Below are 26,049 nucleotides of genomic sequence, written 5' to 3' on the forward strand. Positions count from 1 at the left end.
TTTTGTGGCTTGTCAGTTATCTGATTGGCGAGGAAACTCAATGACTGCAGCTTTACTTTGACGAGTGTCTGACCATCTTAAAATAGCCGAATAGTAATACCGAACGAGAGTGATCCAAAGAGCCGTTATAATACAGCCTGCTAACACCAAGCTTCCCTCAACTAGTGTTGCTGGCGATTGGATTAAGATCACAGAGAGGAGCAAACCTACAGTGATGAGACCGAATAAAGGTTTGAACGTAAGCTCAAAGAAAGTCCTAAGATGGTAGAAAAAAAGATATATACCTTGTTTTATATGCATTAATTTTCCCCTTCCTTGAATAACACTGGCCACCTGTAGTTTTGTTAACATAGTATTTACATTTTGCATTCACTGCAATAGTGTTATCACTCACTATATTCGGTAGAAGAAGGTAGCGATTGTGCAGATAAAGGGTTGGGGCACTTGGTATCAAGTAGTCTTAATGTTCTATCGTGCAGTGTGACATCTTTAGCAATGTCTGGATACAGCTGACGAAAATACTCCAGACATAATGTGGACGCGTTGATAGTGGCCATCATCTCATCTTGTGACCTTGTCACTTTATCTAGATCATTAGATGCTTGTGCACCATTAAGTTGACGTAGAGATTTTTCAGCCTGTTGGTAGGGTACCTCAAGGCAGAAACAGATTTCATCGGCAGCTTTTTCGAGCTGGCTGTTAGCCTGTGAGTGCATTGACAAGAGTCCGAGAAGAAATAGCACATTAGTATCGCTTATCATACAACCTCCTCTCAGAGTGACCTGGTAATTATATACCAACTTGAAAAATGGTGTTCAGGGGCAGGCTGGCTTGTTTTCAAAAACAATTGACAGCTTAGAGCATTTATCTCCGAGGATGAATCGGTTGAAAACATTGTCATTACTTCCTTCTTTGATAAACCAATGGAATCCATAGCCTTCAGATAGCCACAGCTGGAGGTGGGGTTGGCGGTAAAGCAGGTAGCTAATGTATTGTTCAACATCTACATAAAAATCATTTGTCAGTGTCTCTAGCGGGCCGGGTGGTTTTATACCGAGTTTGGCTTTATCTGCTGAGCTAAGTACCCAATAGAAGTACTCTGGGTAATTGGTTACTGTAATGAGGAAGGGCATTTTACTTTCAGATTCCATAATTGCACGTCCGCCACGGAAAGAGGCTGCAATGTATTCACTTTGATCGCTATTAGGACGGTAGTTAATTGAGGTAAATAGCCAAGTGGAATCGTCAACTTGATTAACGAAGTGGTGTGATAGGTTCGTAGTAAAGTAACCATCTTCAAGGAATATATTATAGGACTTAACACCAGATTGCATGGTGGTATTATCCTTTAGTACATTCATTGCCGCCAATGGTGGTACCTGTGGGAGGTATTTATCAAGTAGCTCCCATAATGTACTGAGCTCCGAGTGTTTGAAGCTAATCGCGTGTGCTGTATCAATATCACAGCCATCTGGTGTTTTAGTGCAAATGGCAATAGAAAACTCGTCATCAAGTTTGTGGATGAACATTAGCTTATTATCTAGATTGGCTGGCTTGAAAAAAAGTTCATTGGCTTGCAGCAAGTAATCAAAGTCATCTTGTTTCATTGACAAAAAGATAATGGTGTTGTTTTTGTTGTCATTTATCAGCTTGTACTTATATTCAGTTGGCCAGTTTGTATAGAGCAAAGCAGCCAATACGCCAAAGGCGGCAATGATTAATCCCGTGATCAGATAACGCTTGTTATGTAAATACGTTTTCTTTCTAACTGGCTTTGGAATATCTGTAATGCCGCAAAGCTCTTCATTCGACACAAATCGCTGGATTTTAATTTGATAACCTAAGCGAGGAACTAATTCAATGACTTGACCAACTTCTTTTTCTTTGAGTTTAATTCGCAAAGTCCGAATGGTTTGAAAAAGGGAAGTCTCGGCCACCTCTTTTCTTACCCAGCCCGCAGAGAGTAATTCTTTTTTGCTGACCATGTTCGGTGCCTCAATGATCAGTTTGTAGAGAACACCTTTTTCTGCTCTATTTAGAGAAATACTACCAACCGTTGTGAATAGCGTTTTTTTTTCGCAGTCAAAGAAATAATTCTCTGAAATTTGTGCTATGTGAGCCGTAGCTTTAACTTTCTCAGACATGAAGTGCACTCAGTGTCATAGTTGTCTAAATAAAAGGAATATTAAAAAGTAAATATTGATATAAGTCTCTATTTATTTGGGTGATTTTGCCACACATCAAGATTTGCGACCACTTAAAAAAACATAACTGTACTCATCAAAAAGACAAAATCCCTCAAAGATAAAAAGTTTTAATATCAAAAAAAAGAGAAGTGTTTATTTTTTGCGACTAAAGGTTAGTTCCTACTTCCCGCCGCCATCCGCTAACTACACTGAAATCATAGCCACAGAGCAGTAAAGAAAACAAAGTGGCATGAAATTTTTTGGGGGCAAAATATGTTTGCGTCAGTCAATAGGGCACCATCCAGCCTGCCCGTCATTTACATTGTACTCGTAGTAGCGTCAGGAAGCGCCATTGGCTCGGATTTTTTTGATGGAACAATTACCAAAAAGCTATCTGCTGAAGTCGATACGGCAATGGCTGAAATCAAAGGTATGGCTAGCCACGTACGTGGTGATAAGGTTGATAAAAAGTACCGATCTTTAAATAATTACGCCACGTCACCGGGTGTCAGGCATTCGGTCTCTAGTAATCGCAATTCATCCACTTATGTTCCTTTATACAGTAATGATCCGCTTTCTGGTTACGCACCACCTGGTTTGCCTGAACAATCATTATCTGATTCTGGAGTATTCGGAAAAGGAGATCACTCACAGCTAGCCGGTTATATCCGTGTCGATAATACTATACTCGGTGATAATGCCTCGTTTAATAAATCGTCTGAGCAAGAACACAGCGGCTATTCGTTGACCTTGGGTGGCGATTACCTATTCCAAAACCAATATCTTTTTGGTTTAACTCTTGGATTGCCGTTCTACAAACCCATGGCTGAGGGAAGTGATACCGAAATCGATGGGCTGATTGCATCAGGGTATTTCACCTATTTTCAGGACTCATGGTTTGTGGACTTCAATGCCAGCTATGCGGTGATGGATAATGACATCGAACGTCAAGTAACGTTATACACTGATCCTGTGATCAACAATGCTAATGAAGCAGATTCAGATATCTGGGTGTTTTCAGTAGGAACAGGTTACATCTTTGACTACAACTACCTGCACCTGGCATTTGAAAGTAGTTTGCAATACACGCTGTCTGATACCGATCGTTATGAAGAGAGGTTAGCGCTCAGCAATTCGAGTTATCTTTTCTCCAAGATTGAAGATGTTGACGCGCTGGAATCTACTATGTTGATCACCGGAATGAGCATTTCTCATCCTTTCCGGACACCGTTCGGCGTTTTCCAGCCCTATGCAAAAGGTTATCTACATTATGATATCGCTAGTGGCAAAGAGCGGATAATATCCCAATTAAAATCCAACTATTCAGGCAGTATCTTACCCATTGTTGTTGAGTCTAATGATGATGTATATGGACGGGTGCATTTGGGGATATCTGGTGCACTGAGCAAGGATTGGTATGGGTATGCAGAAGCTAGCCAACTGGTGTGGCATGATGACTTATCGGCTTATACCATCTCTGTCGGGTTGAGTATGGCGTTGGATTAGAAAACAAAATTACGTGAAATACTATCCACCCGGCGCTTGCCGGGTTTTCTTCGTCTAAGCTGATATTTTTTTAATTTCAATGCATTACAAATGGTAAGCCTAATAGTGTAGTGTGACTCTCCGCATATTATGCAGGCTATACAAACAGTGACATTAAGCCAAGATGTTATGAACTGTTGTTAATAAACTACATTTTGGTGCTTTTGATCACAGAATGCAGAGCCTGAGATTCAGTATTGTTCACGTCATAATTAAAACTCAAATTTTATACTTCCCCCCATAAAATTATGAGTATAAAGGGAAAAATCTCGTGAACTTTAAATTATCAACGGTTGCCAAGGCCGTCATACCGCTGTGCTCTACGTTTATGTTCATTGGCTTAAGCAGTCACAGTATCGCATCCGAAGATGTAAAATTTGATACGACTAAGCCACCGAAGATCAAAATTAAGCTACCTAAGACAGATGGACCTACCGCATTTCTGCCTGAAAGTGGTTCAGTCGAGGAGCCGATTCAAGCCGGAGATAATGAAGCCGTTATTTATATGGTTGCCAGAAACGGTGAGAGTAATTCACTGGGTAATTATAGTGGTTACAGTCTTCATGTCTGGAATGACGGTAATTGCGACCGCGCAGCAGAAGTCAATTCAGGCTGGGGTGACGCATCAATTACACCGGATGGCGAAGATGAGTTTGGTCCTTACTGGAAAATGCCGCTAAAAGATGGCAATACAGAATGTATCAACTTCATTATTCGGGATGAACATTTGAGCAATATGTCGGGTAGTGATGCAAAGATTGATTTTGTTGAAATTCCCGATAGAACTGCTTCCTATGTAACAGGGAGCCCGACAGCTTATGATGAGCGTGGTGATGCTTACGTTAAGCTGTTCGGCGTCGCTAATGCTGAAGCGCATTTAGTTGAGGGGCACACTCTGATTTGGGATGGTGCAGATTCTGCTGATGAAGTCAGGCTGTATGTAGAACTAGACGGTGGTTTTTCACCTGATAGCGACAATGAATATAATGCTGACTACATCGTACTCAAACCAACAGTGCTGAGTGCTGAAGTCAAAGCTCAATTCCCACACCTTGCTGACAAGCAAGCCTATTCGATCGATAAAAAGGTCGACATGCGTCCAGTGATAAAAGCGGAATTGGCCGCGCTAGCTGTCGATGAAACAGGCTTAGTGCTAAATGGTACTAAAGTCCAACCCGCAGGTGCATTTGACCAGTTGTTTGCAAAGCATGCTCAGAAAGTCGACTTTGGTGCCACAGTAAAAGGTCGCCATACTACGTTTAATGTTTGGGCACCTTCGGCTCAAAATGTTGTTGCCGTTCTGTTTGATAGCAACAAAGAAGAAATCGGCCGACTTCAGATGAAATATAAAGAGAAGTCTGGTGTTTGGTCACTCAAAACAAACAAGGCGCCAAGCGGTACGTATTTCCGATACCTTGTTGATGTTTTCCATCCGGTATCCGGCAAGGTAGAAAGTTATCAAGTTACAGATCCTTATTCACTGAGCTTATCGATGAATTCGGAGTTTAGTCAGGTCATTGATCTTGATGATCCTGCTCTGAAACCTAAAGGTTGGGATGATCTGCAACGGCCGATTGATCAGTCTAACCCAGCACAATTTGTGATTTATGAATCGCATGTCCGTGATTTTTCAGCGCAAGATGAATCAACAGCAGATAACGCCCGTGGTAAGTTTGTTGCGTTTACCCAGCAAGATTCAGTTCCAGTCCAGCATTTGAAATCTTTGAGTGAAAATGGGGTTACTCATTTGCACCTATTGCCAATCTTCGACATCGCTACCATTAACGAAGATCCCAACCAGGTAGCAAACATCGAAGACTCCTTTGCCAAACTATGTGATGTCAACATTGACGTGAAAACGTCGAAATTCAGTGGTTACTGTTCAAGCGACATGAAGATTGCTGAAGTATTGGCAGAGGTTAAACAGGACGATTCTCCAGAGAACCCTGTGGTACAGGAGCTAAACCGCTATGTATCCGATGTCGATAGCTTTAACTGGGGTTACGACCCATTCCATTACACAGTGCCAGAAGGGTCTTACTCGACTAACCCGGATGGTCCGCAGCGCATACTTGAATTGCGTGAAGCCGTTATGTCAATCAAGAATGACATTGGTATGAATGTGGTGATGGATGTGGTTTATAACCATACCAACTCAGCGGGGCCTGAAGCACGCACCTCAGTACTTGATAAGCTTGTGCCTTGGTATTACCAACGTTTGAATCCTGTAACTGGCAATGTTGAAAATTCTACCTGCTGTTCAAATACCGCTCCTGAGCGAGCTATGTTCGAGAAGATGATCAGTGATTCGCTGGTGGTGTGGTCGCGCGATTATAAAATCGACTCATTCCGGTTCGACTTGATGGGTCATCATCCATTGGATCAGATGCAGCGTTCTTTGCTCGAAGTCCAGAAGGTTGATCCGAATACTTACTTCTACGGTGAAGGCTGGAACTTCGGCGAAGTAGAAAATGATGCATTGTTTGTCCAAGCGACCCAACCGAACCTCGGCGGTACAGGTATCGGTAGTTTTTCTGACCGCTTGCGTGATGCGGTTCGAGGCGGTAGCCCGTTTGACAGCAAAGAGGGTATTCGCAAAACCCAAGGGTTTGGTAACGGCGCTTATGTTCAGAAAAATGAAATCAGCGAAGTGACTAAAGAAGATGCGTTCCATTTAGCAGATCTAACTCGTCTAGGAATGGCCGGTAACCTGAAAGATTTCAAGATGATTGATTCGACAGGGGCTGTTATCACCGGAGAGCAGCTGGATTACAACGGCGCACCTGCAGGCTATGCCGTTGATCCAACGGAAATACAGAATTACGTGTCTAAGCACGATAACCAAACGCTGTGGGACAATAACCAATACAAAATTGGTTACGCTGTGACAACAGAAGAGCGTGTGCGCATGCAGGCTGTCTCGTTAGCGACTGCAATGCTGGGTCAAGGCATGCCATTTACCCACATGGGTTCTGAATTGCTGCGTTCGAAATCAATGCAGCGTGACTCTTATGATTCTGGTGACTGGTATAACTTAGTCGACTTTACCCTCAATGATAACAATTGGGATAAAGGCTTACCTCGTAAAGACAAGGATGGTGATAACTACGAACTGATTGAGCAGGTGATTACCTCTGCTGGAGATAATGCTCAGCCAAGTCATGAAGATATGGCCAATATGGTTGAATACTTCAAAGAGCTGGCACTGCTCCGAAAATCATACCCAATGATTTCATTGGGTACTGGTGAGGAAGTGAAAAACCGTGTTGATTTCCACAATACAGGGAGCTCACAAACGCCAGGCTTGATTGTTATGTCTATTGATAACGGTGTTGCTTCTGGTGCTGATCTTGATAGCAAGCTTGATGGGCTAGTGGTTGTGATTAATGCTTCACCGGCTGAGCAAGAAATCAATTTGGCAAAAGAGCTGACGCTAAGCCCATACCATACTTCGGACTTAAGCTCTGATGTGACTGATGGCGATATTGCGAAGGTACCAGCTTGGACACCTGCAGTGTTTGAAATTAAACGAGAAAACGGTGTTCGTGGAACAGGTATCCCTGTAGCCGCAAAATAATAAATATTTAAATGTTAATCTAAGGCCCTCTTTTTAGAGGGCTTTTTTTCTTATATTCGTATGGCTAATGACTTTAAGTACAAAGATAAACACATTGTTCATCATTGGTTCATTTTCGCTGCTATACACTGCAAAGCATGAAAGTACGATAGAAAAGAAGGTTAGCGATGAAAAATACACTTACCAGCATTTTTGCTTTAGTACTGGGTTTCTTTACTGTGACATTCGCGGCTGTCATGGGGCTATTCATCGGATTGGGTACACTGATTGCGAGACCGTTTATCAGAAAGAAAATCAACGCTGCTTATGAAGAAGCGTTGAAACAACAGGGATATACCCAGCAGGACTTCAGTCAGGCACAAAGCGGTTCGACTATTGACGGCGAATATGAGGACATTACCCACGAAGCACCTCATGGCTCGAAGCAGTCAATTGCTTGAAATAAATCGGCTTGAAATAAATCAGATTAGAAGAACGCCAGCTTATGAAGCTGGCGTTTTTTATGAGCGCTATTTTTCGTTATATCAAGGACACTTCTTTTGAGGGCGCTATATTTCTAGGTTATTTTTATCAAGGTCTTTGCTTTCAAGGTCTATGGTGACTTTTGACGCAGGCGAGAAAGTCGGCTACGTCCTTTTCATTGGCGTTAAACCGATACTTCTTTTCATTACCGCGTAACTCAAAGTGGCCATTATCTTCTTTAATCAAGGTTGCGAAGACATCGAAGGCTTGTTTGTCACTGGTACCTCCCAACATGACAAACCTTCCCACAGTATGTTTATTGCCGTTGTTACGCCAGTTGGTGGTGAAGACTTCAACAGGGCTGCCAGAGCGATAGTAGTGGATGTTCTCAAAACCCGTAGGGTGTTTGATATCTGTTTTCAGATCGACATAGCGATGACGCATCGTGTTATTGGTTATAACGGCTATCTGCAAATCAGGGGTGAAGGTATTTTGCTGGCTTTTGGTAAGGTGGTACATATCAAGGCGGCACATGCCTTCATTGTTGAGTGTTCCACTGGTAGGTTGGATCTTGGCACTGACTCCAGCACTAGCTAGGATTGAAATAAGCAAAAAAGCGAATGTGAGATGCTTCATACAACTGCCCCTGAAAACGTCTTTTCAAAGCATAGTGATTCATACTCTTTGCCCCCTGTCTTAATTTAGCTACAAACATAAAAATCTTTCTATCTTCATTCAAGGGTTGTAAATCTTGGTCTTCACCATTCTTCGGTATTGGCTCGGGCTCATGCTGAAGTGTTGCTGGAAACGAGTCGAAAAGTGGTATGCATCTTTGTATCCAACTTGTTCGGCAACCTCTTGTACCGACATGCCAAAATCTCGCAGCAATTGCTGAGCTGCATCCATTCTTAATCGCTGAAGGTGTTGATGCGGTGTTTCACCGACTTGGTCTTTAAATTTGCGATTGAATGTTCGCAGCGGAACACCACATTGATCAGCGATACTTTGTGCAGTGATTGGGCTGGTGAGGTTTCGCTTCATCCAATCTTGCGCAAGGGCTATCGACTCGTCGAACTGTAGTTGTCCGCCAATCTGATAAAACGGTTGCTGTGTGGATTTAGAAATTTCATGACCAAAATGGGTTTCAATAGTTTGCGCTGTTTTTTGGCCGAAATACTCAGTGATCAGGTAGAGGATCATTTCCGATTGTGAGTTGATACTGGTTGTACAGTAAATACCGTCGGCTGCGGTAATCGAAGCCTGGCGGTTTAAAATCACCTTAGGGTAGCGATTTGCAAAGGTATCAAAGAAGTACCAGTGAGTTGTCGCTACTTGTCCGTTGAGTAATCCCGTTTCAGCTAACCAGGCCACACCGGTGCCAGTAGCAACCAACTTGGCACCTTTTTGATATTGAGCTTTCAGCCAGGGAATGATCTCTGGCGATCGGCGAATAGACTGCTGTGGATTTCCCCACATTGGAGGCAGGATCAATATATCGAAGGTGTGCAGATCGTCATCATAAGTAATATCAGGCTGAAGTTTGAGCCCTGCCGTGACTTTGGTGGGTTCTAACCTAGGTGCAATGAGCTTGATTGAAAATGGCTGATCTCGCTGTTGTCTTCGAGATCGTAGACTCGCCGCAGAGCTAAGCATCTCGGCTGCTAGGGAGATACCTGTTATTAAAGCTCGTTCGTAGAGGAGAAATCCAATTTTCATTTTTATCAGGGGCCTATCAAACAAATAAATAGTGATGATTTGGCTAAGCTTAATATTATTTGGCATTTATGTCAGATAAATTGGCATAAATGGCAGGTGAATGAACAGTGTAAATTGGTAATCTATGTGCTCTTCAATTTTGAGAGCAGGTTCAGGATGTCAAAATTACCGCTAATTGTAGGCTTCGGTGGTATCAATGCCGCTGGTCGTAGTTCGGGTTTTCATAGCTATAAGCGCATGGTTTCAGATGTGCTTACCGACCAAGATATGGCGACTACTTGGCAGGACCTTGCGAACCGTATGGGGCTTTCTGAAGGTTCAGCATTCGATCCAGAAATTATCGAGGCAATTAAAGCGGGTACGTTGGTTAGACGTATTGAATCGTTTGACCCTGATAGCTTGCGCTATCAATACAAAGCGGCGCTAAATGGCGGCCAAGAAACGATCTCGTTCACGTTACGCAAGTCAAAATTGCCAACACGCATTCCTGAAAACTGGCAAGTGGAAGAGCAGGGTAGCAAAGTAACGATCACGGTAACGGGTGAGCTGAATGCTTTGCTTGAAGATCGTGTTTCATTTCCGGTTACCAGTGGTGGCAACATTCCTCGTGGTTTTGACCCAGCTCAGCTTTATAACTCCCGTTTTCATCCCCGTGGCCTGACTCTAACGGTTTATGGCGCGTCAGATGCGCTGAACTCACTGGGTATGGATTGGGATGAAGTGCTCAAGCATATCAAACCGGATCAAGTTTCTGTCTATGCGGGTAGTGCGTTAGCGCAGGTGGATGATAACTCATTGTCTGGCATGTTAGCTGCACCTTTGACTGGCGGCCGTGTCAGTTCAAAAATGATGGCTTTATCGCTTGCGGAAATGCCAGCTGACTTCATCAATGGGTATGTGATAAACAGCATTGGTACCACGGGTACGAGCATGGGGGCCTGTGCCACATTCTTGTATAACCTGCGTCAAGGCATGCTGGATATTCAGCAAGGTAAGTCGCGAGTGGCTATTGTTGGTAATGCTGAAGCACCAGTAGTTGCTGAGATCATGGAAGGTTTCCGTGTGATGGGCGCATTGGCTGAAGATGCCCAGCTTAAGGCTTTGGATAACAGTGATACTGTTGATAATCGACGTGCTTGCAGACCTTTTTCTTCGAATGCAGGTTTCACCATGGCAGAATCAGCCCAGTTTGTGGTGCTGATGGATGATGAACTGGCACTCGAGCTTGGTGCAAGTATTTATGGTTCAGTAGCAGATGTGTTCATCAATGCTGATGCCAATAAAAAATCAATCTCTGCTCCGGGTGTGGGTAACTATGTCACTGTCGCCAAAGCAGCGGCATTAGCTAAAGCGATCCTTGGCCCTGATGGTGTTAAGCAGACTTATGTGCAGGCGCACGGTACAGGTACTCCACAGAACCGAGTTACTGAAAGCCATATCCTGAATGAAGTCGCGAAGACGTTCAGCATCGATAGTTGGCCAGTGACAGCGATTAAGTCATATGTTGGTCATTCAATGAGCTCTGCACCTGGTGATCAGCTGATAGCATCGTTAGGCGTATGGCAATACGGCTGGATCCCGGGGATCAAAACGATCGACCATGTTGCTGAAGATGTACACCAGTCGAATTTGAACATACTGACTGATCACCATTTCGCAGGTGAACATGGCGAGGACTATAAAGCAGTGATCCTTAATGCCAAAGGCTTTGGTGGCAACAACGCTTCCAGCCTTGTGCTTTCTCCGCAGCAAACGATGACAATGTTGGCGAAGAAATACAGCAAGGATAAAATTGCGGCATACTGTTACAAGAATGAGTCAGTCTCTCTTCAGGCGGCTGCAAATGATAAGTCTGCTTGTGAGGGTGAAGAAAACATCCGCTACCACTTTGGTGAGAGTGTCATGGACGAATCATCCGTTGAGATGACAACGGATTCGGTAAAGCTTTCCGGGTTTGCTGAGTCAATTCCACTAGCGACGGTTAACCCTTATGCCGATTACAGTTAATTCACTACATCGTTTGGAAGTTAACCAATAAAGTGGGGAAGTTAACGAATAAAAACCGCAGTTCATACACTGCGGTTTTTTTATGATAGTTTGGCAGATAAGAGTATTACAACAATACAGGAGTCATAAACGTTGGCTAATGTTATGTTGGTTGCTAACTTGAACTGTGATCGGGTTTTGCAACTTAAAGAACCACTTCAGGCTGGTGGTAGGCACCATTATCAGGATTTAGGCCGTCGTTTAGGTGGTGGAGGGGCAAATACTGGCTTAGCGCTAGTGTATGCCGGCCATCAAGTATCATTGGTTAGCCAAGTGGGACGTGACGAAACGGCGGATTGGCTACTTGCTGAGGCGAGCTTAAAAGGGCTCAATTGCTCTCTGTTACAGCGTAACGATATTGTCACTCCAGAACTGATGTTATTGATGACACCTGACGGTGAACGTACGATTATCCGCCCTGAACGACCGGCTTTCACTTTGGGTACTGCACCAGACTTTACCAAGTGGGATGCTATCTACATTAATTCCAGTGCTGATGGCGTAGCACTATGGGCGAGGAAAGCGCTTGAGGCGAACAAAAACAAGCAAAGTTTAAAGAATCGTCAGGTTTTGGTTGTTGCTCAACTACCCAAAAGTCTCGATCCTCGTCCATGCCAAGTACTTATCACCTCACGTTCGGATCTAGAGGCTCATCTTTTATCATCGGGCGATGCAGTAAAGATCAGCGATATTTCTGCTTTTGATTATGCAAGAACGGTTGCCGGTGAAGCGCTTGAGTTTTTTATTGTGACTGATGGGGCAAACGGCACGACTGTTTACACAGAGTTTGGGCCAGAGTTTGTTGCAGCTCAAGCAGTGGATGTAGTCGATACTACCGGTGCAGGAGATGCCTACGCTGCAGGGGTGATTCATGGCTTGCTTGCCAGCTTAAGTATTACCGAGTCGATGGCAGTAGGTACACAGTGGGCATCCATTGCGGTAGCAACAAAGAGTTCTGTACCAGGAGATGAATTTCAAGCTTATTTGGCGCAGAGCGAATAATCGTAGATTCGTGTTAAATGGAAAAAGAAAGGGTTAGCCATTGGCTAACCCTTTTAGTCTTGTTGGGTGAAAACTGATTATTTTTTCAGTTTTGTCACTCTAGACTTGTTCAGTACGGCGCGGCGCAGTCGAGCACGGCGTTCTGCATCAGACTGATCCGCTGGGTTATTAGTACGACCTTTGCGATCACGGAATGCCGCTTTGTTGTGGATTTTATCCAGCAGTGCATCACGGCTTTTCGGCTCATAACCCGTAAGTTGAATACGTTTAATGCGTTGTTTGATCAGGTTTTCAACCTGCTGAAGTGTTAGTTCTTCTTCACGACTAACAAAAGATACAGCATGACCTTGAAGACCTGCACGACCAGTACGACCAATACGGTGAACGTAGTCTTCAGCCAAGAAAGGCATGTCAAAGTTAACTACGTGCGGTAGGCCTTGGATATCCAAGCCTCGTGCTGCCACTTCGGTTGCCACCATCACACGTGCTTTGCCTTCCTTGAACTCATCCAGGGCACGACGACGGGCACTTTGTGCTTTATCACCGTGACAAAGGACTGTTTTGATGCCATCAAGCTTAAGTTCTTTCACCAGCTCATTGGCTGTTTCTTTGTAATTAACGAAAACCAGCACTTGCTTCCAGTTTTTCTTACCGATCAATTCAGACAGCAACTCGCGCTTGCGATCTTGGTCAACAGGGTAAACAACGTGAGCAACCGTGTCAGCGGTAGCATTTTCTGGGCTAACTGAAATACGCTTTGGTTTGCGGGTAATGTCGTTTGCCAGCTTATTCATCTGTGCAGAGAAAGTCGCAGAGAACAGCATGGTTTGTGGGTGATTGCGGATGTCACCCATTATCACTCGAATATCAGAGATGAAACCCATATCCAGCATACGGTCAGCTTCATCAAACACTAAGAACTCAAGGTTAGCAAGTGTGACATTGCTTAGTTCCATGTGCTCAAGCAGGCGGCCTGGAGTGGCAACCAAAATATCCAAACCCGGTTCAAGCTTTTTCTCTTGAGAGCCCATCTTGGTACCACCGTAAACAGCAGCAACCGAGATGTCTGTATATTTGGTGTAGTCCTCGATGTTCTTGGCAATCTGAGCAACCAATTCGCGGGTTGGTGCCAAAATAAGTGCACGAACATTGAAGCGGCTACGCGGCTTAGGGTTGTCCAGAATTTGCTGGATGATCGGTAGAGAGAAAGCGGCTGTTTTACCGGTACCTGTTTGGGCATTGGCAAGAATATCGTTTCCTCGACGAGCGTGTGGGATCGCTTGTTGTTGGATTGGAGTTAATTTCTCATAGCCGCACTCGGTAAGTGCGCGAACAATATCCTGAGAAAAGTTTTGTGATGCAAATGACATTCTTCTTTCCTAAAGCAGACGGCTGAGCCTGACAAAAATATGGCCGAAGATTATAGATGAATATTAGACATATGTGGGGACTAATTTGGAAAAAATGATGTTAATTTCGGCAGTTGGTGTGTGTTTAACGAGGGTATAGCTTGATGATCTTGCTGGAACTGACCTCTGGCTAGGTAGATTTCGCTGTTCTCATGGGCTTCCAGAATCAGGGCTCGGTGGGCGAGGAGCTGGTTTTGGCGGTGATTTAATTCCATTTTTAGTACCAATTATTATATTCAGCAATCATGTTGAGATGATTAATACCTATCCGGTGCATCGGTAATGATGTTGTCTACACCCATGTCAAAAAAATGCTGTGCTTTATCGGCCTTGTTCAAGGTCCAGATATTTAGCACATAACCGCTATCTTTGATGCTTTTAGCAATAGCAGGCGTCAAAATGCGGTGATCGATATGGACACTATAAGGCTGGCTTGCTGCAATAGAGGTCAAGCTATAGTCGTTCCACACTTCACAAATGAACCCTCGACGTACTTCAGGCATTTGCTGTTGGCATAACTCTAACGCTCGCTTTTGAAAGCTGGAGAAAAGTAGCTTTTCGATTGGAAAAGCTTTTTCTTTAATCAAAGCAACAACAGCATTAACAAGAGGCGCGGTGTGTTCATCATGATGGATTTTCAACTCAAGGTTGAGGGTCAGATCATGCGCTAAGCAGGTATCAAGAACCTCGCTGAGTGTCGGGATTTTCTCTTTTGAGAATTCTGTGCTAAACCAGCTTCCCGCATCGAGAGATTTCAACTGCGCTAGAGTTAAGTCAGCGATATTGCCTTTGCCGTCTGTGCAGCGGTTGACTGTTTCATCATGGAAGACAACAGGAATACCATCAGCACTTAATTGGGTATCGATTTCTACCCAGCTCACGCCGGCTTCGGCTGCTTTTTGGATACTGATAAGCGTGTTTTCGGGAGCTAGGGCTGCGGCACCGCGATGACCAGTGATCATGATATACCTATGTTGAATGTTGATGTTCAATTGAAAATTAGTATATACCCAAGCTACTTCAAGATAAGGTAACTTGGGTATAACAGTATTCGTCTAATGTGACCGTATTCTGACTTTCAATATTCGTTCCGTTATTTGGATATTTACTGTTGACTAAACTTGTTGGTTATATGGCCAGATGTTCTTGCAGAATATGCTGTAACTCGATTCCCTTGCTAAATCAATGTCTAGGGAATCACCTATAAAGATTGAGGTTTATATGAATTCGCAAGAGATAGTGCTTTCACCAGAGTGGAAAGACATTGAATGGGTACTGACGGATGTTGATGACACCTTGACTTGGCAAGGGCAACTACCACCTGAAGCGCTAATTGCCCTGCAAAATCTGCGTGAGGCAGGCAAGAAAGTGATTGCGGTTACCGGTGCATGTGCTGGCTGGGGCGATCATATTGCCCAGCTTTGGCCTGTCGATGCGGTACTGGCTGAAAATGGTGCCGTGATCATGGAGAAGAAAGATGGCTTTTTGACGCTTCGATCCGACGTACCTATCGAAGATATTCGCAACACGCAGCAGCGCCTTAAAGTAGAGATTGAGGCAATTCTTACTGACTATCCTGAGTTGAATCTGACGCTGGACCAAGCATACCGTATTTGCGAAGTGGCGATTGATATCGGCCAAAATCGTCCTAAGGTGGATAGTGAAACGGTGAATCAAATTGTTAGTCGTATTCACGCCTTGGGAGCCAGTGCGACTGCAAGCTCTATTCATATCAATGCATGGTATGGCGACCATTCAAAGAAAGACACAGCAACGGCTTTTTTAAAAGATAAAGGTTTGTCGGATCAACAGATCAAGCAGACTGCTTGCTACGTGGGTGATTCGATGAATGATCAGTACATGTTTGAGTTGTTGCCCAAAAGCGTTGGGGTGGCAAATATCAAACATTACTGGGATCAGCTGCAGTTTAAGCCAAAAGTGGTGATGTCAATGCCAGGCGGTTTTGGTTTTGCAGAATTCTCTGAAAAGCTCCTCAATCTGAAATGATTAAGAAAAACAGGCCATTAGTGGCCTGTTTTTTTTACTGGTTGTCCGTTTCTTTACTTCCACCAATCGCAATGAATATCTTTCGTTTGCATTTGGGGCAGTAAAACTTGTATTTGCTTTTATGAGTTATATGGCGCTCTATAAAGCTCCGCTTTATTCGGGTGTTTGCAATCTGCATCCCACAGTCTTTACACATATCCTTATGTTAACCTCTACCGTCGTTTTATTGGCTTATTGTCCAAATTATTGACACTGTGAATATGAGAGCAAAATACCGCCGATATCGCAATGCACTCTGTATCAAAAATAAGACACATAGAGGGAAAGCCTTGTTAGGAACTCTTTGAATACCCAAACAATGAAGACATTTTTTGTCAGATTCTTCGCCCAAAGTGTGACGGTTGTTATATAATCAGCGGTCAAGCAATTTACCCACGCATTTTGTGAAAGGGTCTTGCGAAGAAAGATAAGGTAACTACATGAATTTAAATAAAGAGCTCCAGAGTCTAAATAACCGTTTAGATAAACTTCGTCGTAAGTTGGCTGGAGCACAAGAGCGCGGTGATCAGGCGATTGCCGGCCAGGCGACACAAGAAATCGAGACCATTACCAAAAAAATTAATAAAGTTAAGCACCAGACCAAGCGTCAACTTAACAAAAAAGGGTCTGATGTGAAGTCTCTGCCTTTCAACCGCCCACTGACTAAAGCTGAGCAATCCGACATGGGTAAGCTTAAGAAATCAGTGAAAGGCCTTGTTGTTGTTCACCCGATGACGGCTCTTGGTCGTGAAATGGGTATCACTGTTGTTACTGGTTTCGCACCGAAAGAGTTTTAATCGGCTTAACAAGATTTTTGTCTATCAGCTTGAGTCATCTCGCTGATAAGCATATAGCTAGGGAGCTACAGGCTCCCTTGTTCTGAATTTTTCCAATCCTAACAAATTACTGGATGTCGCCTATTATTCGTAAACTGGATGCTATCAGGGTAGAAGGCACTCAGTATTACCGTTAATTATTCAGTAGTTTATGTGGGTTACACTGACTTAAAGGAAAGTTGCATGAAGCTGTCTGTTTTGGATCAAGCACTGTTCGATCACCTTTACCGTGATATTCGTGAATTTCGTAATACCTTTGACTTGGATATCGAGTCGCCTTCCAGTTTGAACGAACAGGCTGATGCACTACACACATCGCTGGCTGTTGAAGAGCTGACCGAGCTTGCTGAAGCGGATTCTCTTGTAGAACAAGCAGATGCAATTGTTGATTCGGTTTATGTACTGATGGGCCGTTTGGTTCACCTAGGTGATGATAAGGTAGAATCAAATGTTGGTATCAGCTATCTGATTGACCTGCTACTTCAGATTGCTAAGCGTCTAGGCTTTGATTTTGTTTCTTGCTGGGATGAAGTGCATTCGAGCAATATGAGCAAAGTATGCCGTAACGAAACTGAGTTCGAAGAAACTAAAGCTTTCTATGCCAAACAAGGTGTAGAAATTGTCGGTAGCCAGAAAGGCGAGTTTATCATCGCTAAGTGTGCTAAAGATGTTGATCTTGGTGGCAAGCTAGTTCGCCAAGGTAAAGTACTGAAATCAGTCTACTACCGTCCAGCAGATCTAGTTAAGCTGGTGACAGCGTAACTTAAGTCGGCAACAATAAAGCTCGGTAAGGTGAGAACAACGTATTCTTACTGCCGAGCTTTTTTGTACATAGACTTTAATAATCCAAAATAAAGATATTTAACACTATGCCTTCAAAATCAGAAACTCAGCCTTCTTCTGAAACGTCTCTAGGCCGTCAGCTTTTCGATATGACTTGGCCAATGTTATTTGGCGTACTCTCTCTGATGAGCTTCCAACTGGTTGATAGTGCTTTTATTGGTCAGTTAGGTGTGTTGCCGCTTGCTGCTCAGGGCTTTACGCTGCCGATGCAAATGGTGATTATCGGTCTTCAGGTTGGTCTTGGCATTGCTACCACGTCCTTGATATCGCGAGTGTTGGGAAGTGGTGATTACCACCGCGCTAAACAATTGGGTGGGCTAGTGGTTATTACTGGTGCCCTCAGTGTTTTGCTAATCTGCCTATTTATCTGGCACGCACGCGGAGGCATCTTGCAACTGCTAAGCGCTCCACAAGATGTATACCCAGTGATAGATAGTTACTGGCCTGCATGGCTGGCAAGTTCATGGAGTGGTGCCATGTTGTACTTCGCTTACAGTTTGTGTCGTGCCAATGGGAATACCATGCTGCCGGGAATCATGATGGTAGTAACCAGCTTACTGAATATGGCACTTGATCCTTTGTTCATCTTTACCTTTGATATGGGGCTAGTTGGCGCCGCTTGGGCAACGGTTGTTGCCTTCGGTGTCGGTATGATTGCGGTGTACCCCAAGGTAATACAACGCCACTGGTTGAGCTTTGAATGGAAGGGCTTGGATATTTTCGCCTCGATGAAAGAGTTAGTGAATATCATGGCACCAGCAATGCTCAGCCAATTATTGCCGCCTGTATCGTCAATGTTGGCAACCAAATTAGTTGCAGGGTTTGGTGCCGCGACCGTTGCTGCTTGGGCATTGGGTTCAAGATTGGAGTTCTTCTCTATCGTCATTATCTTAGCGCTGACCATGTCCATGCCGCCAATGGTTGGCCGATGGTTGGGCAAAGGTGAGATTGCTAAGATTAAGTCATTGGTTTCACTATCGGTGAAGTTCGTTTTGGTATGGCAGTTGGCAATAGCCGTTCTTCTGTTCATCACGCTTGCACCTTTGACGGATCTACTCACCAGTGAAGATGCGGTCGGCGATATTCTTGCTATTCATTTAACTTGGGTACCGCTGAGTCTTGGTCCCTTGGGTATCTGTATGTTGATGGTTTCTATCTGTAACGCACTAACCATGCCAATGCGCGCTTTGGCGATTTCGGCACTTCGTCTGTTTGTTTGTTTCTTGCCGCTACTTTGGGTTGGTGCGGAATATGGCGGCATTCAGGGGCTATTTATTGGTGCTATGATCGGCAATGTGATGGCAGGTGTTGTAGCTTGGATTGCCTATCAGCGAGGCATACGCGCAGTAGAAACTAAGTTTGCTAACAGCACGACGTAATAACGTAATATGCCCAAGTAATTAGGGTATAAATTATAACGAAAACAAAAGTTGGAATGGAACGTATGAAAACTTTTACTCTTAATGCGCAGACAATGCATTATCAGGATATCGGTGAAGGCCCTGTGCTTGTGTTCGGGCATAGTTATTTGTGGGATAGCACTATGTGGGCGCCGCAGGTGGAAGTGCTCAGTAAGTCCTATCGTTGTATCGTGCCGGACTTTTGGGGGCATGGTAGCTCTTCAGTTGTGCCAGAATCAACTCATACACTCAGTGATTATGCCAATGATGTTCTGGCACTTCTTGATCATTTGGACATTGATACGTTTTCCCTCATTGGTTTGTCTTCCGGGGGAATGTGGGCAACCGAGCTTGTGATTAACGCCCCGGCACGGGTTAAGAGCTTGGTATTGATGGATACCTTTGTTGGTCTAGAACCTGAAGTCGTTCACACCAAGTATCTTGCCAAGATGGCCGAAATGGAAGAACACGCGGCACTGACTCCTGATATCGTTCAGTTCTTTGATGAGCGACAGTTTGCAACATTAGACAGAAACCATCCAATTCGCCATGGCTTCCGTGAAAACCTGCTATCAGCCACGAAGGATAAAGCGCATGCCCTGGCAAAGGCTGGTCGAATGGTATTCGGTCGTCGTGATATGTTCGAAGATGCAGAGATGTTTGCGTTGCCAACGTTAATCATGGTTGGCGCACAAGATGCGATGCGTCCAGTGCTAGAGTCTCAGCTTATGCATGATGGTATCACTGGCAGTGAGTTTGTTCTTATCCCGAATGCTGGCCATATCAGTAACCTAGAGCAGCCCGAATTTGTCACTGAAAAGTTGGTCGCGTTTTTATCCAAGCATGCCGGCTAACATGATTTAACTCGAATAGTTAACTCGAACAGGTAGATACTAAAGAGCCAGTCATTATTGACTGGCTCTTTTTGTAATAGATATTTTTGCTGGCAGAAGAATATTAGTTCATTTGCTCACAGTAAAGCGGTTGGCTTACTGCCTTGGCTGCCAAAGCCTGCTGCATCTCACTGATCAGTGCAGATTGATTAGGTAAGGGAAGTGCAGCTACATCGCAAATCAAACTGCCGTGCTCGTCATCATGGAAGATCATACCACACGCTGCCGGTTTACCTTTGAAGAAGCCGACAAATAACTGCGCAGGTGAATTTTCTTCAAACATGATTTGTGTAAGGTATTCAATCAAGGCTTCTTTGTCAGATTCGTTTTGCCAACGGTTAGCAAGAACAAGCGAGTATCGAATTGTGAGAGGATGGCAGTCTACTGGGTAGATGGTCAGTGACAGTGAGCTTTCGGATTCAGGGGGTTGATAAGGACCAAAATTTAATGATTCCTGGGCTGCATGGTATAAGGCAAGACCTTTTTCACTGAGTGGGGTTGGGAACTCCGCATCGGTGATATGGCTTGCCATCCACCGGTTTTTTCGTTCGATGAGTTGTTTCATCTGGACTACTGACCGTTCTTTTTGCTTTGATTGCCAACACCATACCCCAAAAGGAACCTTCTGGGTATGGCTTGAGATGTATTTGCTTAATTAATGACTGATTATAACCTCATCGTTGGCAACACGATGTCTTTCGCTATAAATACCATCATCAGCACGTTTGCCGCAGCTTACGATCATGGTGATTTCAGCGTCCTTATGTAGTCCTAGAAGCGCTTTAGCGCGCTTGGAATCAAAGCCTTCCATCGGGCAGGTATCATATCCTTCGGCTCGCATTGCTGTCATAAACGTCATGGCCGCCAGGGAACTGCTTTTGTGAAGGCATACGCGTACATCTGCTTTGCTGACTTCGCGCACCATTGGCTTGTTGAAACCAAGGACATGACTGAGGATCTTTCTGCCAAAACCGAAGATCCCAAAGCGATCATTGTTATAAACGAAAGGGATCAACTTTTCATAATATTTCAGCGCTCGCTTTGATGTGGCATCCTCACGACCTTCGAAAGCCCCTCGGATTGTTGCTGCATTCATCTCTGCTCGGCCTTTCCACTTATGTGGTGTCACAACAAAAGCGACCAGTTCATTGGCTGTTTTGGCAGCGTTTTGTCCCATGCAATATCGTGCAAGTTGTTCACGTTTGTCTTCGCTAACGACACGTGGAATTCCCATAATTGCATGTTTGAGCTATTGGGAGAGAGAATAGCTAACTCAAGAGAGCGGGTAACTGCTTGATGGTCGAATGGTGCTGATTGGTCGTATTTACGCACTGAGCGTCGCGAGTGGATGATTTCCGATAATACAGTAGTTGATTCAGACATATTGGTTGATAAAGTAAAAAGCCTGCTCTCACTATACCTGTTTTATCAACCTCTCCAAAGTTGATGCCATCATTTACTAGTGTTTATCAAAGAAGTCTTTGTTCCGGATGTACTTATTCATGTAATGGTAGGTAATGGGCCTGAGTAACCAACTCACAATAGAGCGGTATAACCTCGCCATGGTGGGTGTATCTTCATAAATCTTGCCATTATGAAGCCAAAGGACTTTTCCAACATGCCAAAACATGAAGGGAATAGGCGGAAGAAAGGTCACAATGTCCAAGTCACAACATATACGGTACGTGCGTGTAGCTAGTGGGTAATGCTGTTTGAAATTCCAGAAACCGGTAGCGGGTTGGCCAAATGTCACAATCCGTTTAATTGCGGCGGGTTGATGTTGGTATAGCCGGTGTGCGACTAGAATTGCCATTGCGCCTCCTGAAGAATGACCAGTGAAAGTTATTCTTTTACCCTTCTGTATAAGGGGAAGTAGCACGGATTCTATCTGCTCATACAAGGTAAGCGCAGTTTGCTTTAGTTTTTTTTCGCTAGCCTGCATGAACTCAGCGTTCATGGCGTCACTTAAATGAGGATTTGGCTTGATGGTGTTGGCTTTGCTATGCTGCTCAAGCAAAGAGTAATACCCCCAGTGAACATGACACTCTCGCTCACCGGAACGAATCTTTTTTGGGAAAAAAGCCAAATTGATCAACCAGTCCCAAACGCTTTGAGACCCTTTGAACACCACGACAACTTCATTTCTTTCTCCCCATAGAACACGAATGATAGTGCGGCCCCAACGGTCTGTGATTTCATGGCGACCATTCTTATCGAATCCATACAAGGTGTGGTTAAAGGTTGTGGGGTACGCGAGGTTACAAAGAATGGCATAGCGTTCATATTGATATCGCTTCAAAGGTTTCATTAAACGCTGTTCCTCACCGCATAGATGACTAAAACATATAGCTTAAGTATGTGACATTTCTAATAAGGATTCGGCTTGATAATGATCACTGTGTGAAATAAAAACTGTCATCCAAGCCTTGTAAGATGAATAAATCATTGCATATAGATCAAATTTTATGAAATACCTTGCTTAATATTTGTCCAATGGCGTAGCAATTTGATATAAGAATAGATGGCTGGATTTTCATGCTTTTTTAACTATTTAGTAGATACATGGCAGGAACACATGATGGATTATGATGTTAACTCTCACCCCTTTATGAAATTTAGCGAAGCGGCTCAACCTGAGGCGTTCGTTAAACACTTTCAACAAATGATGTTAGCTGGCAAAGCGATCGAGACCATGACGGTTGATAGCACTAAGCGTATGCTTGAACAAAGCTATCAGCAAAGCCTCAAACTGATTGAGGAGATGGATAAGCAATTTGTTAGTAAACAAGATCAACAACAATCCTTGTGCTTCCCTTTTGATCTTATGGATCAAATGACAAGGAATATGACCGACCAATGGAATGCGTTAGCGGGTTTACCAACCAGCGCGAGTGAGGTTTTTGAACAAGAGTTAGAACTGGCCAAGGCAAAAGAAGCTGACTTATTGGCTCAGTTATCTGCTCAGGAAGGAAAAATCGAATCAATGACTACCTCCTTGGCTGCAAGCGAAGAGGCCGTAACCAAAGCGACAAGAGCAAAGCAAACAGCACAGCGTAATGCGCGCAAAGCTAAAGCCGAGCTAGAAGCGGCTACAGAAACAACTAAACAGCTTGAGGAGCAAGTCAATTTGCTTGAAGCTGAAAAGGTAGTTGCTCATCAAAATAATCAATCACTTAATAAACAGAATGCTGAATTGAAGCAACAAATTGCGAAATTACAAAGCCAGTTGGAAGCCGTTAGCCAAAGCTAATGATCGTTTTGTTTATCGTATACATATAAAGCGCCTTCGGGCGCTTTTTCTTTTTAAATCAACAATACTTAATTCGTGAACTATCTATGTGTTTCTTGTTGTCTTTGTGTTAATACTAATAACAATAATACGCAGTTAATTGAAGCCCTTGATAAAGGCTTAACAAGGGAAAGGAGATACTATGAGTAATAGACAGCGGGAAGTCACACTACGTTTTTTGGCCGAGCCGGGTGATGTTAATTTCGGCGGTAAAGTGCATGGTGGCGCCGTAATGAAATGGATCGACCTGGCCGCTTATGCGTGCTCGGCGGGGTGGAGCGGCAAATACTGCATAACGGCTTATGCTGGTGGCATTCGATTCGTAAAGCCTATTCATGTAGGCAACCTTGTAGAAGTGACTGCAAAAGTCATTTATACAGGGCGCTCTTCTATGCATATTGCGATAGATGTTCAGGCGAGTGATCCAAAAGAGCTGAAAAACCAGCTGACCACCCATTGTATCGTGATTATGGTTGCCGTGGATGAACAGGGCCAGCCTGCAGATGTTCCTGAATGGGTTCCGCAAACCGATGAAGATAAAGTACTTAGAGAATCAGCTATTAAATTGATGAACATGCGTAAGGAAATCGGTGAGGAAATGGAAGCGCATGTGAAGTATATAAAGTGATCAAACGGATAATGTAAATAGGCTATAGAACTTGGGATAGATCAACGAATTGATTGGAAATAAAGACAAAACAGTAATGATAGTTATAATCATTACTGTTTAATTTGTTCGAAATGGAAGTAATCAATGAATCCTGTTGTTTTGTTTGGTGCAAGCCGTGGCCTTGGCTTTGAGGTTGCTCGTTATTTTCGTGAGCAGGGCGTAGATGTGTATGCAATGGTCCGTAAACCAGAAAGTGCATCAGCGCTCGAAGCTATCGGTGTAAGTGTTGTTCTGGGTGATGCGCTTGAGCAAGCTAGCGTCAATACGTTGTTGGATTTGGCACCAGAAAATGCAGTTGCTGTATCTACGATGGGGAGCTTTCAAGCCGAGGTACCCGTTGATTATATCGGTCACCGTTTAGTGATTGATGAATTGGAACAACGAAATATTCGTCGATTCGTTATGGTGACTTCACTGGGATGTGGTGATTCGTGGGCTTATTTGTCTGATAAAGCTAAAGCCGTATTTGGTAAAGCAGTTCGTGAAAAGAGCCTTGCTGAATCATGGTTATCAACAAGCCGATTGGATTTCACCATACTTCGTCCAGGCGGATTGCAAGATGGGAAAGTGACTGAGCAAGGTCATCTTTCACAAAATGGTGAAGTGCATGGTTTAATCACTCGTGCTGAAGTGGCCCGGCTCATTTATCAAGTATTATCTGATGAAGATGCAGTTGGACAAATCTATTCCTGTGTTGACCCAGTTTTCACCAGTAACTTTAAGCGATAAACAATTTTATTCGAGAGAGTTGAACTTCAAAAGCCATCAGTAATGATGGCTTTTTTTGTTGCTAGATGTTTAACCAATTGACGTAAAAGTTAATGAAGGCTATTCTGGCTTACAGTTGTACGCTCAATGGATAGGATCAAAAGGATGACCTCTACCAAACCTCCTGTATTGTGGTTAAATGTTGCAATTTTCACCGTTACATTCCTTATTGCTATTATAGCAACCCCTCTTCATGCATATTTTGTCGGCTTTGATGCTGCACAATGGCTTATGTTGCTATTTGCTTTCTCGTTTTGTGGCATGTCTATAACGGCGGGTTACCATCGGTTATGGTCACACAAAACGTATGAAGCCAATGCTGTTGTCAGGTTTATTTTTGCTATTGGCGGTGCTTTTGCTCTGCAAAACAGTATTCTGCACTGGTCTTCGGATCATCGCATTCACCATCGTTATGTTGATAATAATGACAAAGACCCATATTCCGCCAAGATGGGCTTCTTCTATAGCCATATCGGCTGGATGCTAAGAGAGTATCAAGCAAGCCGATACAGTGATTACTCAAATTGCCGAGACTTACAGAAAGACAAAATCGTAATGTGGCAGCATAAGTATTATGTACCTTTGGCCATTGTGACTAATTTTGGCATACCTTTCGCTTTTGGCCTGATCCATGGGGATGTTTGGGGGGCGTTATTGTTGGTTGGCGTCGTGCGTTTGGTGCTGAGTCACCACACGACGTTTTTCATTAACTCATTGGCGCATGTATGGGGCTCTCAACCATATACGGAAAAGAATAGTGCACGTGATAATGGCCTGCTGGCCTTGCTGACATTTGGTGAGGGTTATCATAACTTCCATCATATCTTTGAAAATGACTACCGCAATGGTATTCGCTGGTGGCAGTTTGATCCGACAAAATGGTTAATCAAATCTTTGTCATGGCTTGGCGCAACGAAAAACTTGCGAACTAGCCCAGAGGATCGGATTGAAAAAGCGAAAGCCAGAATGCTTCACAAGCGTGTTCAAGAGACGTTGATGGGCAGTGTAGAAAGTAAAGCTACTGAGCTGAAACTGGCTCGGCTTGATGAAGAATACGAATTATTGCTGAAAAAAATTGCCGATTATTATGGGGCTAAAAAGCGCTTAATTGAGCTCAAGAAGAAGAAATTGCTTAAGAGTTATGAGAATTTTGAATTTTTACAGCAATATAATGAAATGAAGCGAATGCTCGAGGAGCAGCGAAAATCCTGGCAACAACTAACTGCACAATATGTGTGAAAATAGTTAGATAGCTTGTAAAAGGCGGGGAATTTCCCCGCCTTTTTTTGACTTGTTGATTGGTCACAAGTTAAGCTCTCAGGAAATCATTGACGTTTTGTTGACGTAGCGATGCAAGGTCA

At 43.8% G+C, this 26,049-nt stretch carries 24 protein-coding genes; 14 read left to right on the forward strand and 10 right to left on the reverse strand.

The genetic code is table 11. The features are described 5' to 3' along the window. Nucleotides 1-386: 386 nt before the first annotated feature. Together R2X38_RS00430 and R2X38_RS00435 are read right to left on the reverse strand one after the other, a co-directional pair. Complete coding sequence (locus R2X38_RS00430; protein ID WP_317520010.1) at nt 387-761, reverse strand: hypothetical protein; 375 nt, start codon at nt 759-761, stop codon at nt 387-389. Nucleotides 762-815: 54 nt separating this feature from the next. Further along, the gene (locus R2X38_RS00435) at nt 816-2,144 is read right to left on the reverse strand and encodes a transcriptional regulator (RefSeq protein WP_317520011.1); all 1,329 of its coding nucleotides are present in this window, start codon (nt 2,142-2,144) and stop codon (nt 816-818) included. A 315-nt stretch (nt 2,145-2,459) separates the two neighbouring features. Here R2X38_RS00435 and R2X38_RS00440 point away from each other — a divergent pair, with 315 nt between their 5' ends. The 3 genes from R2X38_RS00440 (at nt 2,460) to R2X38_RS00450 (ending at nt 7,748) form a co-directional block, all read left to right on the forward strand. Continuing rightward, entirely contained in the window at nt 2,460-3,692 is a 1,233-nt protein-coding gene (locus R2X38_RS00440) for an autotransporter outer membrane beta-barrel domain-containing protein (protein ID WP_317520012.1), read from the forward strand. Nucleotides 3,693-4,002: 310 nt separating this feature from the next. Continuing rightward, nucleotides 4,003-7,308 (forward strand): pullulanase-type alpha-1,6-glucosidase, encoded by a 3,306-nt coding sequence (pulA, locus tag R2X38_RS00445; protein ID WP_317520013.1) that lies wholly within the window; start codon nt 4,003-4,005, stop codon nt 7,306-7,308. Between the two features lie 167 nt (nt 7,309-7,475). Continuing rightward, nucleotides 7,476-7,748 carry a hypothetical protein gene (locus R2X38_RS00450; protein WP_317520014.1) on the forward strand — a complete coding sequence of 91 codons (273 nt, stop codon included), beginning with the start codon at nt 7,476-7,478 and terminating at the stop codon, nt 7,746-7,748. A gap of 145 nt (nt 7,749-7,893) precedes the next feature. Here the strand turns inward: R2X38_RS00450 and R2X38_RS00455 are convergent, their stop codons facing one another. Together R2X38_RS00455 and R2X38_RS00460 are read right to left on the reverse strand one after the other, a co-directional pair. After that, nucleotides 7,894-8,406: a hypothetical protein gene (locus R2X38_RS00455; protein WP_317520015.1), complete on the reverse strand. Its 513-nt coding sequence runs from the start codon at nt 8,404-8,406 to the stop codon at nt 7,894-7,896. Nucleotides 8,407-8,505: 99 nt separating this feature from the next. Further along, nucleotides 8,506-9,486, reverse strand: coding sequence for a GlxA family transcriptional regulator (locus R2X38_RS00460; RefSeq protein WP_317520016.1), 981 nt, complete (start codon nt 9,484-9,486; stop codon nt 8,506-8,508). 156 nt (nt 9,487-9,642) lie between these two features. Here R2X38_RS00460 and R2X38_RS00465 point away from each other — a divergent pair, with 156 nt between their 5' ends. Further along, nucleotides 9,643-11,493, forward strand: coding sequence for a beta-ketoacyl synthase (locus tag R2X38_RS00465; protein ID WP_317520017.1), 1,851 nt, complete (start codon nt 9,643-9,645; stop codon nt 11,491-11,493). A 132-nt stretch (nt 11,494-11,625) separates the two neighbouring features. Further along, nucleotides 11,626-12,534 carry a PfkB family carbohydrate kinase gene (locus tag R2X38_RS00470; RefSeq protein WP_317520018.1) on the forward strand — a complete coding sequence of 303 codons (909 nt, stop codon included), beginning with the start codon at nt 11,626-11,628 and terminating at the stop codon, nt 12,532-12,534. 77 nt (nt 12,535-12,611) lie between these two features. On the opposite strand, the gene R2X38_RS00475 is transcribed toward R2X38_RS00470, so the two are convergent. Next, nucleotides 12,612-13,904, reverse strand: a complete 1,293-nt coding sequence (locus tag R2X38_RS00475) for a DEAD/DEAH box helicase (RefSeq protein WP_317520019.1) — start codon at nt 13,902-13,904, stop codon at nt 12,612-12,614. A 296-nt stretch (nt 13,905-14,200) separates the two neighbouring features. Then, complete coding sequence (locus tag R2X38_RS00480) at nt 14,201-14,905, reverse strand: glycerophosphoryl diester phosphodiesterase (RefSeq protein WP_317520020.1); 705 nt, start codon at nt 14,903-14,905, stop codon at nt 14,201-14,203. 259 nt (nt 14,906-15,164) lie between these two features. Between R2X38_RS00480 and R2X38_RS00485 the strand changes: the two genes are divergently transcribed. From R2X38_RS00485 to R2X38_RS00505, 5 genes are all read left to right on the forward strand, one after another. Next, on the forward strand, nt 15,165-15,950 hold the full coding sequence (locus R2X38_RS00485; protein ID WP_317520021.1) for an HAD-IIB family hydrolase: 786 nt from the start codon (nt 15,165-15,167) through the stop codon (nt 15,948-15,950). Nucleotides 15,951-16,429: 479 nt separating this feature from the next. Continuing rightward, complete coding sequence (locus R2X38_RS00490) at nt 16,430-16,786, forward strand: YibL family ribosome-associated protein (protein WP_317520022.1); 357 nt, start codon at nt 16,430-16,432, stop codon at nt 16,784-16,786. Between the two features lie 222 nt (nt 16,787-17,008). Next, a complete protein-coding gene (locus R2X38_RS00495) occupies nt 17,009-17,587 on the forward strand; it encodes a nucleoside triphosphate pyrophosphohydrolase family protein (RefSeq protein ID WP_107296631.1) in 579 nt (192 codons plus the stop codon). A gap of 107 nt (nt 17,588-17,694) precedes the next feature. Beyond that, a complete protein-coding gene (locus R2X38_RS00500; protein WP_317520023.1) occupies nt 17,695-19,047 on the forward strand; it encodes an MATE family efflux transporter in 1,353 nt (450 codons plus the stop codon). Nucleotides 19,048-19,112: 65 nt separating this feature from the next. Continuing rightward, the gene (locus R2X38_RS00505; protein ID WP_317520024.1) at nt 19,113-19,922 is read left to right on the forward strand and encodes an alpha/beta fold hydrolase; all 810 of its coding nucleotides are present in this window, start codon (nt 19,113-19,115) and stop codon (nt 19,920-19,922) included. A gap of 103 nt (nt 19,923-20,025) precedes the next feature. On the opposite strand, the gene R2X38_RS00510 is transcribed toward R2X38_RS00505, so the two are convergent. From R2X38_RS00510 to R2X38_RS00520, 4 genes are all read right to left on the reverse strand, one after another. Next, the gene (locus R2X38_RS00510; protein WP_317520026.1) at nt 20,026-20,526 is read right to left on the reverse strand and encodes a hypothetical protein; all 501 of its coding nucleotides are present in this window, start codon (nt 20,524-20,526) and stop codon (nt 20,026-20,028) included. Between the two features lie 90 nt (nt 20,527-20,616). Then, complete coding sequence (locus R2X38_RS00515) at nt 20,617-21,195, reverse strand: nitroreductase family protein (RefSeq protein WP_411184354.1); 579 nt, start codon at nt 21,193-21,195, stop codon at nt 20,617-20,619. Next, nucleotides 21,087-21,344 carry a nitroreductase family protein gene (locus R2X38_RS26760; RefSeq protein ID WP_411184356.1) on the reverse strand — a complete coding sequence of 86 codons (258 nt, stop codon included), beginning with the start codon at nt 21,342-21,344 and terminating at the stop codon, nt 21,087-21,089. Before R2X38_RS26760 ends, R2X38_RS00515 begins: the two co-directional genes overlap by 109 nt. Before the next feature lie 76 nt (nt 21,345-21,420). After that, the gene (locus R2X38_RS00520; protein WP_317520027.1) at nt 21,421-22,269 is read right to left on the reverse strand and encodes a lipase family protein; all 849 of its coding nucleotides are present in this window, start codon (nt 22,267-22,269) and stop codon (nt 21,421-21,423) included. Nucleotides 22,270-22,539: 270 nt separating this feature from the next. Between R2X38_RS00520 and R2X38_RS00525 the strand changes: the two genes are divergently transcribed. The 4 genes from R2X38_RS00525 (at nt 22,540) to R2X38_RS00540 (ending at nt 25,927) form a co-directional block, all read left to right on the forward strand. Beyond that, nucleotides 22,540-23,211: a hypothetical protein gene (locus R2X38_RS00525; RefSeq protein ID WP_317520028.1), complete on the forward strand. Its 672-nt coding sequence runs from the start codon at nt 22,540-22,542 to the stop codon at nt 23,209-23,211. A 181-nt stretch (nt 23,212-23,392) separates the two neighbouring features. Next, nucleotides 23,393-23,878 (forward strand): acyl-CoA thioesterase, encoded by a 486-nt coding sequence (locus tag R2X38_RS00530; protein ID WP_317520030.1) that lies wholly within the window; start codon nt 23,393-23,395, stop codon nt 23,876-23,878. A 126-nt stretch (nt 23,879-24,004) separates the two neighbouring features. Next, nucleotides 24,005-24,649 (forward strand): SDR family oxidoreductase, encoded by a 645-nt coding sequence (locus tag R2X38_RS00535; RefSeq protein WP_317520031.1) that lies wholly within the window; start codon nt 24,005-24,007, stop codon nt 24,647-24,649. 144 nt (nt 24,650-24,793) lie between these two features. After that, nucleotides 24,794-25,927: an acyl-CoA desaturase gene (locus R2X38_RS00540; protein ID WP_317520033.1), complete on the forward strand. Its 1,134-nt coding sequence runs from the start codon at nt 24,794-24,796 to the stop codon at nt 25,925-25,927. Nucleotides 25,928-26,049 lie beyond the last annotated feature (122 nt).

It is taken from the genome of Photobacterium rosenbergii (genome assembly GCF_033022775.1).
GTDB lineage: Bacteria > Pseudomonadota > Gammaproteobacteria > Enterobacterales > Vibrionaceae > Photobacterium > Photobacterium rosenbergii_A.

What these genes read in the sequence shown, in the direction of transcription:
- R2X38_RS00430 (WP_317520010.1), bottom strand. Translation starts at nt 761, where the DNA reads ATGATAAGCGATACTAATGTGCTATTTCTTCTCGGACTCTTGTCAATG.
- R2X38_RS00435 (WP_317520011.1), bottom strand. Translation starts at nt 2,144, where the DNA reads ATGTCTGAGAAAGTTAAAGCTACGGCTCACATAGCACAAATTTCAGAG.
- R2X38_RS00440 (WP_317520012.1), top strand. Translation starts at nt 2,460, where the DNA reads ATGTTTGCGTCAGTCAATAGGGCACCATCCAGCCTGCCCGTCATTTAC.
- R2X38_RS00450 (WP_317520014.1), top strand. Translation starts at nt 7,476, where the DNA reads ATGAAAAATACACTTACCAGCATTTTTGCTTTAGTACTGGGTTTCTTT.
- R2X38_RS00455 (WP_317520015.1), bottom strand. Translation starts at nt 8,406, where the DNA reads ATGAAGCATCTCACATTCGCTTTTTTGCTTATTTCAATCCTAGCTAGT.
- R2X38_RS00460 (WP_317520016.1), bottom strand. Translation starts at nt 9,486, where the DNA reads ATGAAAATTGGATTTCTCCTCTACGAACGAGCTTTAATAACAGGTATC.
- R2X38_RS00465 (WP_317520017.1), top strand. Translation starts at nt 9,643, where the DNA reads ATGTCAAAATTACCGCTAATTGTAGGCTTCGGTGGTATCAATGCCGCT.
- R2X38_RS00475 (WP_317520019.1), bottom strand. Translation starts at nt 13,904, where the DNA reads ATGTCATTTGCATCACAAAACTTTTCTCAGGATATTGTTCGCGCACTT.
- R2X38_RS00480 (WP_317520020.1), bottom strand. Translation starts at nt 14,905, where the DNA reads ATGATCACTGGTCATCGCGGTGCCGCAGCCCTAGCTCCCGAAAACACG.
- R2X38_RS00485 (WP_317520021.1), top strand. Translation starts at nt 15,165, where the DNA reads ATGAATTCGCAAGAGATAGTGCTTTCACCAGAGTGGAAAGACATTGAA.
- R2X38_RS00490 (WP_317520022.1), top strand. Translation starts at nt 16,430, where the DNA reads ATGAATTTAAATAAAGAGCTCCAGAGTCTAAATAACCGTTTAGATAAA.
- R2X38_RS00495 (WP_107296631.1), top strand. Translation starts at nt 17,009, where the DNA reads ATGAAGCTGTCTGTTTTGGATCAAGCACTGTTCGATCACCTTTACCGT.
- R2X38_RS00500 (WP_317520023.1), top strand. Translation starts at nt 17,695, where the DNA reads ATGCCTTCAAAATCAGAAACTCAGCCTTCTTCTGAAACGTCTCTAGGC.
- R2X38_RS00505 (WP_317520024.1), top strand. Translation starts at nt 19,113, where the DNA reads ATGAAAACTTTTACTCTTAATGCGCAGACAATGCATTATCAGGATATC.
- R2X38_RS00510 (WP_317520026.1), bottom strand. Translation starts at nt 20,526, where the DNA reads ATGAAACAACTCATCGAACGAAAAAACCGGTGGATGGCAAGCCATATC.
- R2X38_RS00515 (WP_411184354.1), bottom strand. Translation starts at nt 21,195, where the DNA reads ATGGGAATTCCACGTGTCGTTAGCGAAGACAAACGTGAACAACTTGCA.
- R2X38_RS26760 (WP_411184356.1), bottom strand. Translation starts at nt 21,344, where the DNA reads ATGTCTGAATCAACTACTGTATTATCGGAAATCATCCACTCGCGACGC.
- R2X38_RS00520 (WP_317520027.1), bottom strand. Translation starts at nt 22,269, where the DNA reads ATGAAACCTTTGAAGCGATATCAATATGAACGCTATGCCATTCTTTGT.
- R2X38_RS00525 (WP_317520028.1), top strand. Translation starts at nt 22,540, where the DNA reads ATGGATTATGATGTTAACTCTCACCCCTTTATGAAATTTAGCGAAGCG.
- R2X38_RS00530 (WP_317520030.1), top strand. Translation starts at nt 23,393, where the DNA reads ATGAGTAATAGACAGCGGGAAGTCACACTACGTTTTTTGGCCGAGCCG.
- R2X38_RS00535 (WP_317520031.1), top strand. Translation starts at nt 24,005, where the DNA reads ATGAATCCTGTTGTTTTGTTTGGTGCAAGCCGTGGCCTTGGCTTTGAG.
- R2X38_RS00540 (WP_317520033.1), top strand. Translation starts at nt 24,794, where the DNA reads ATGACCTCTACCAAACCTCCTGTATTGTGGTTAAATGTTGCAATTTTC.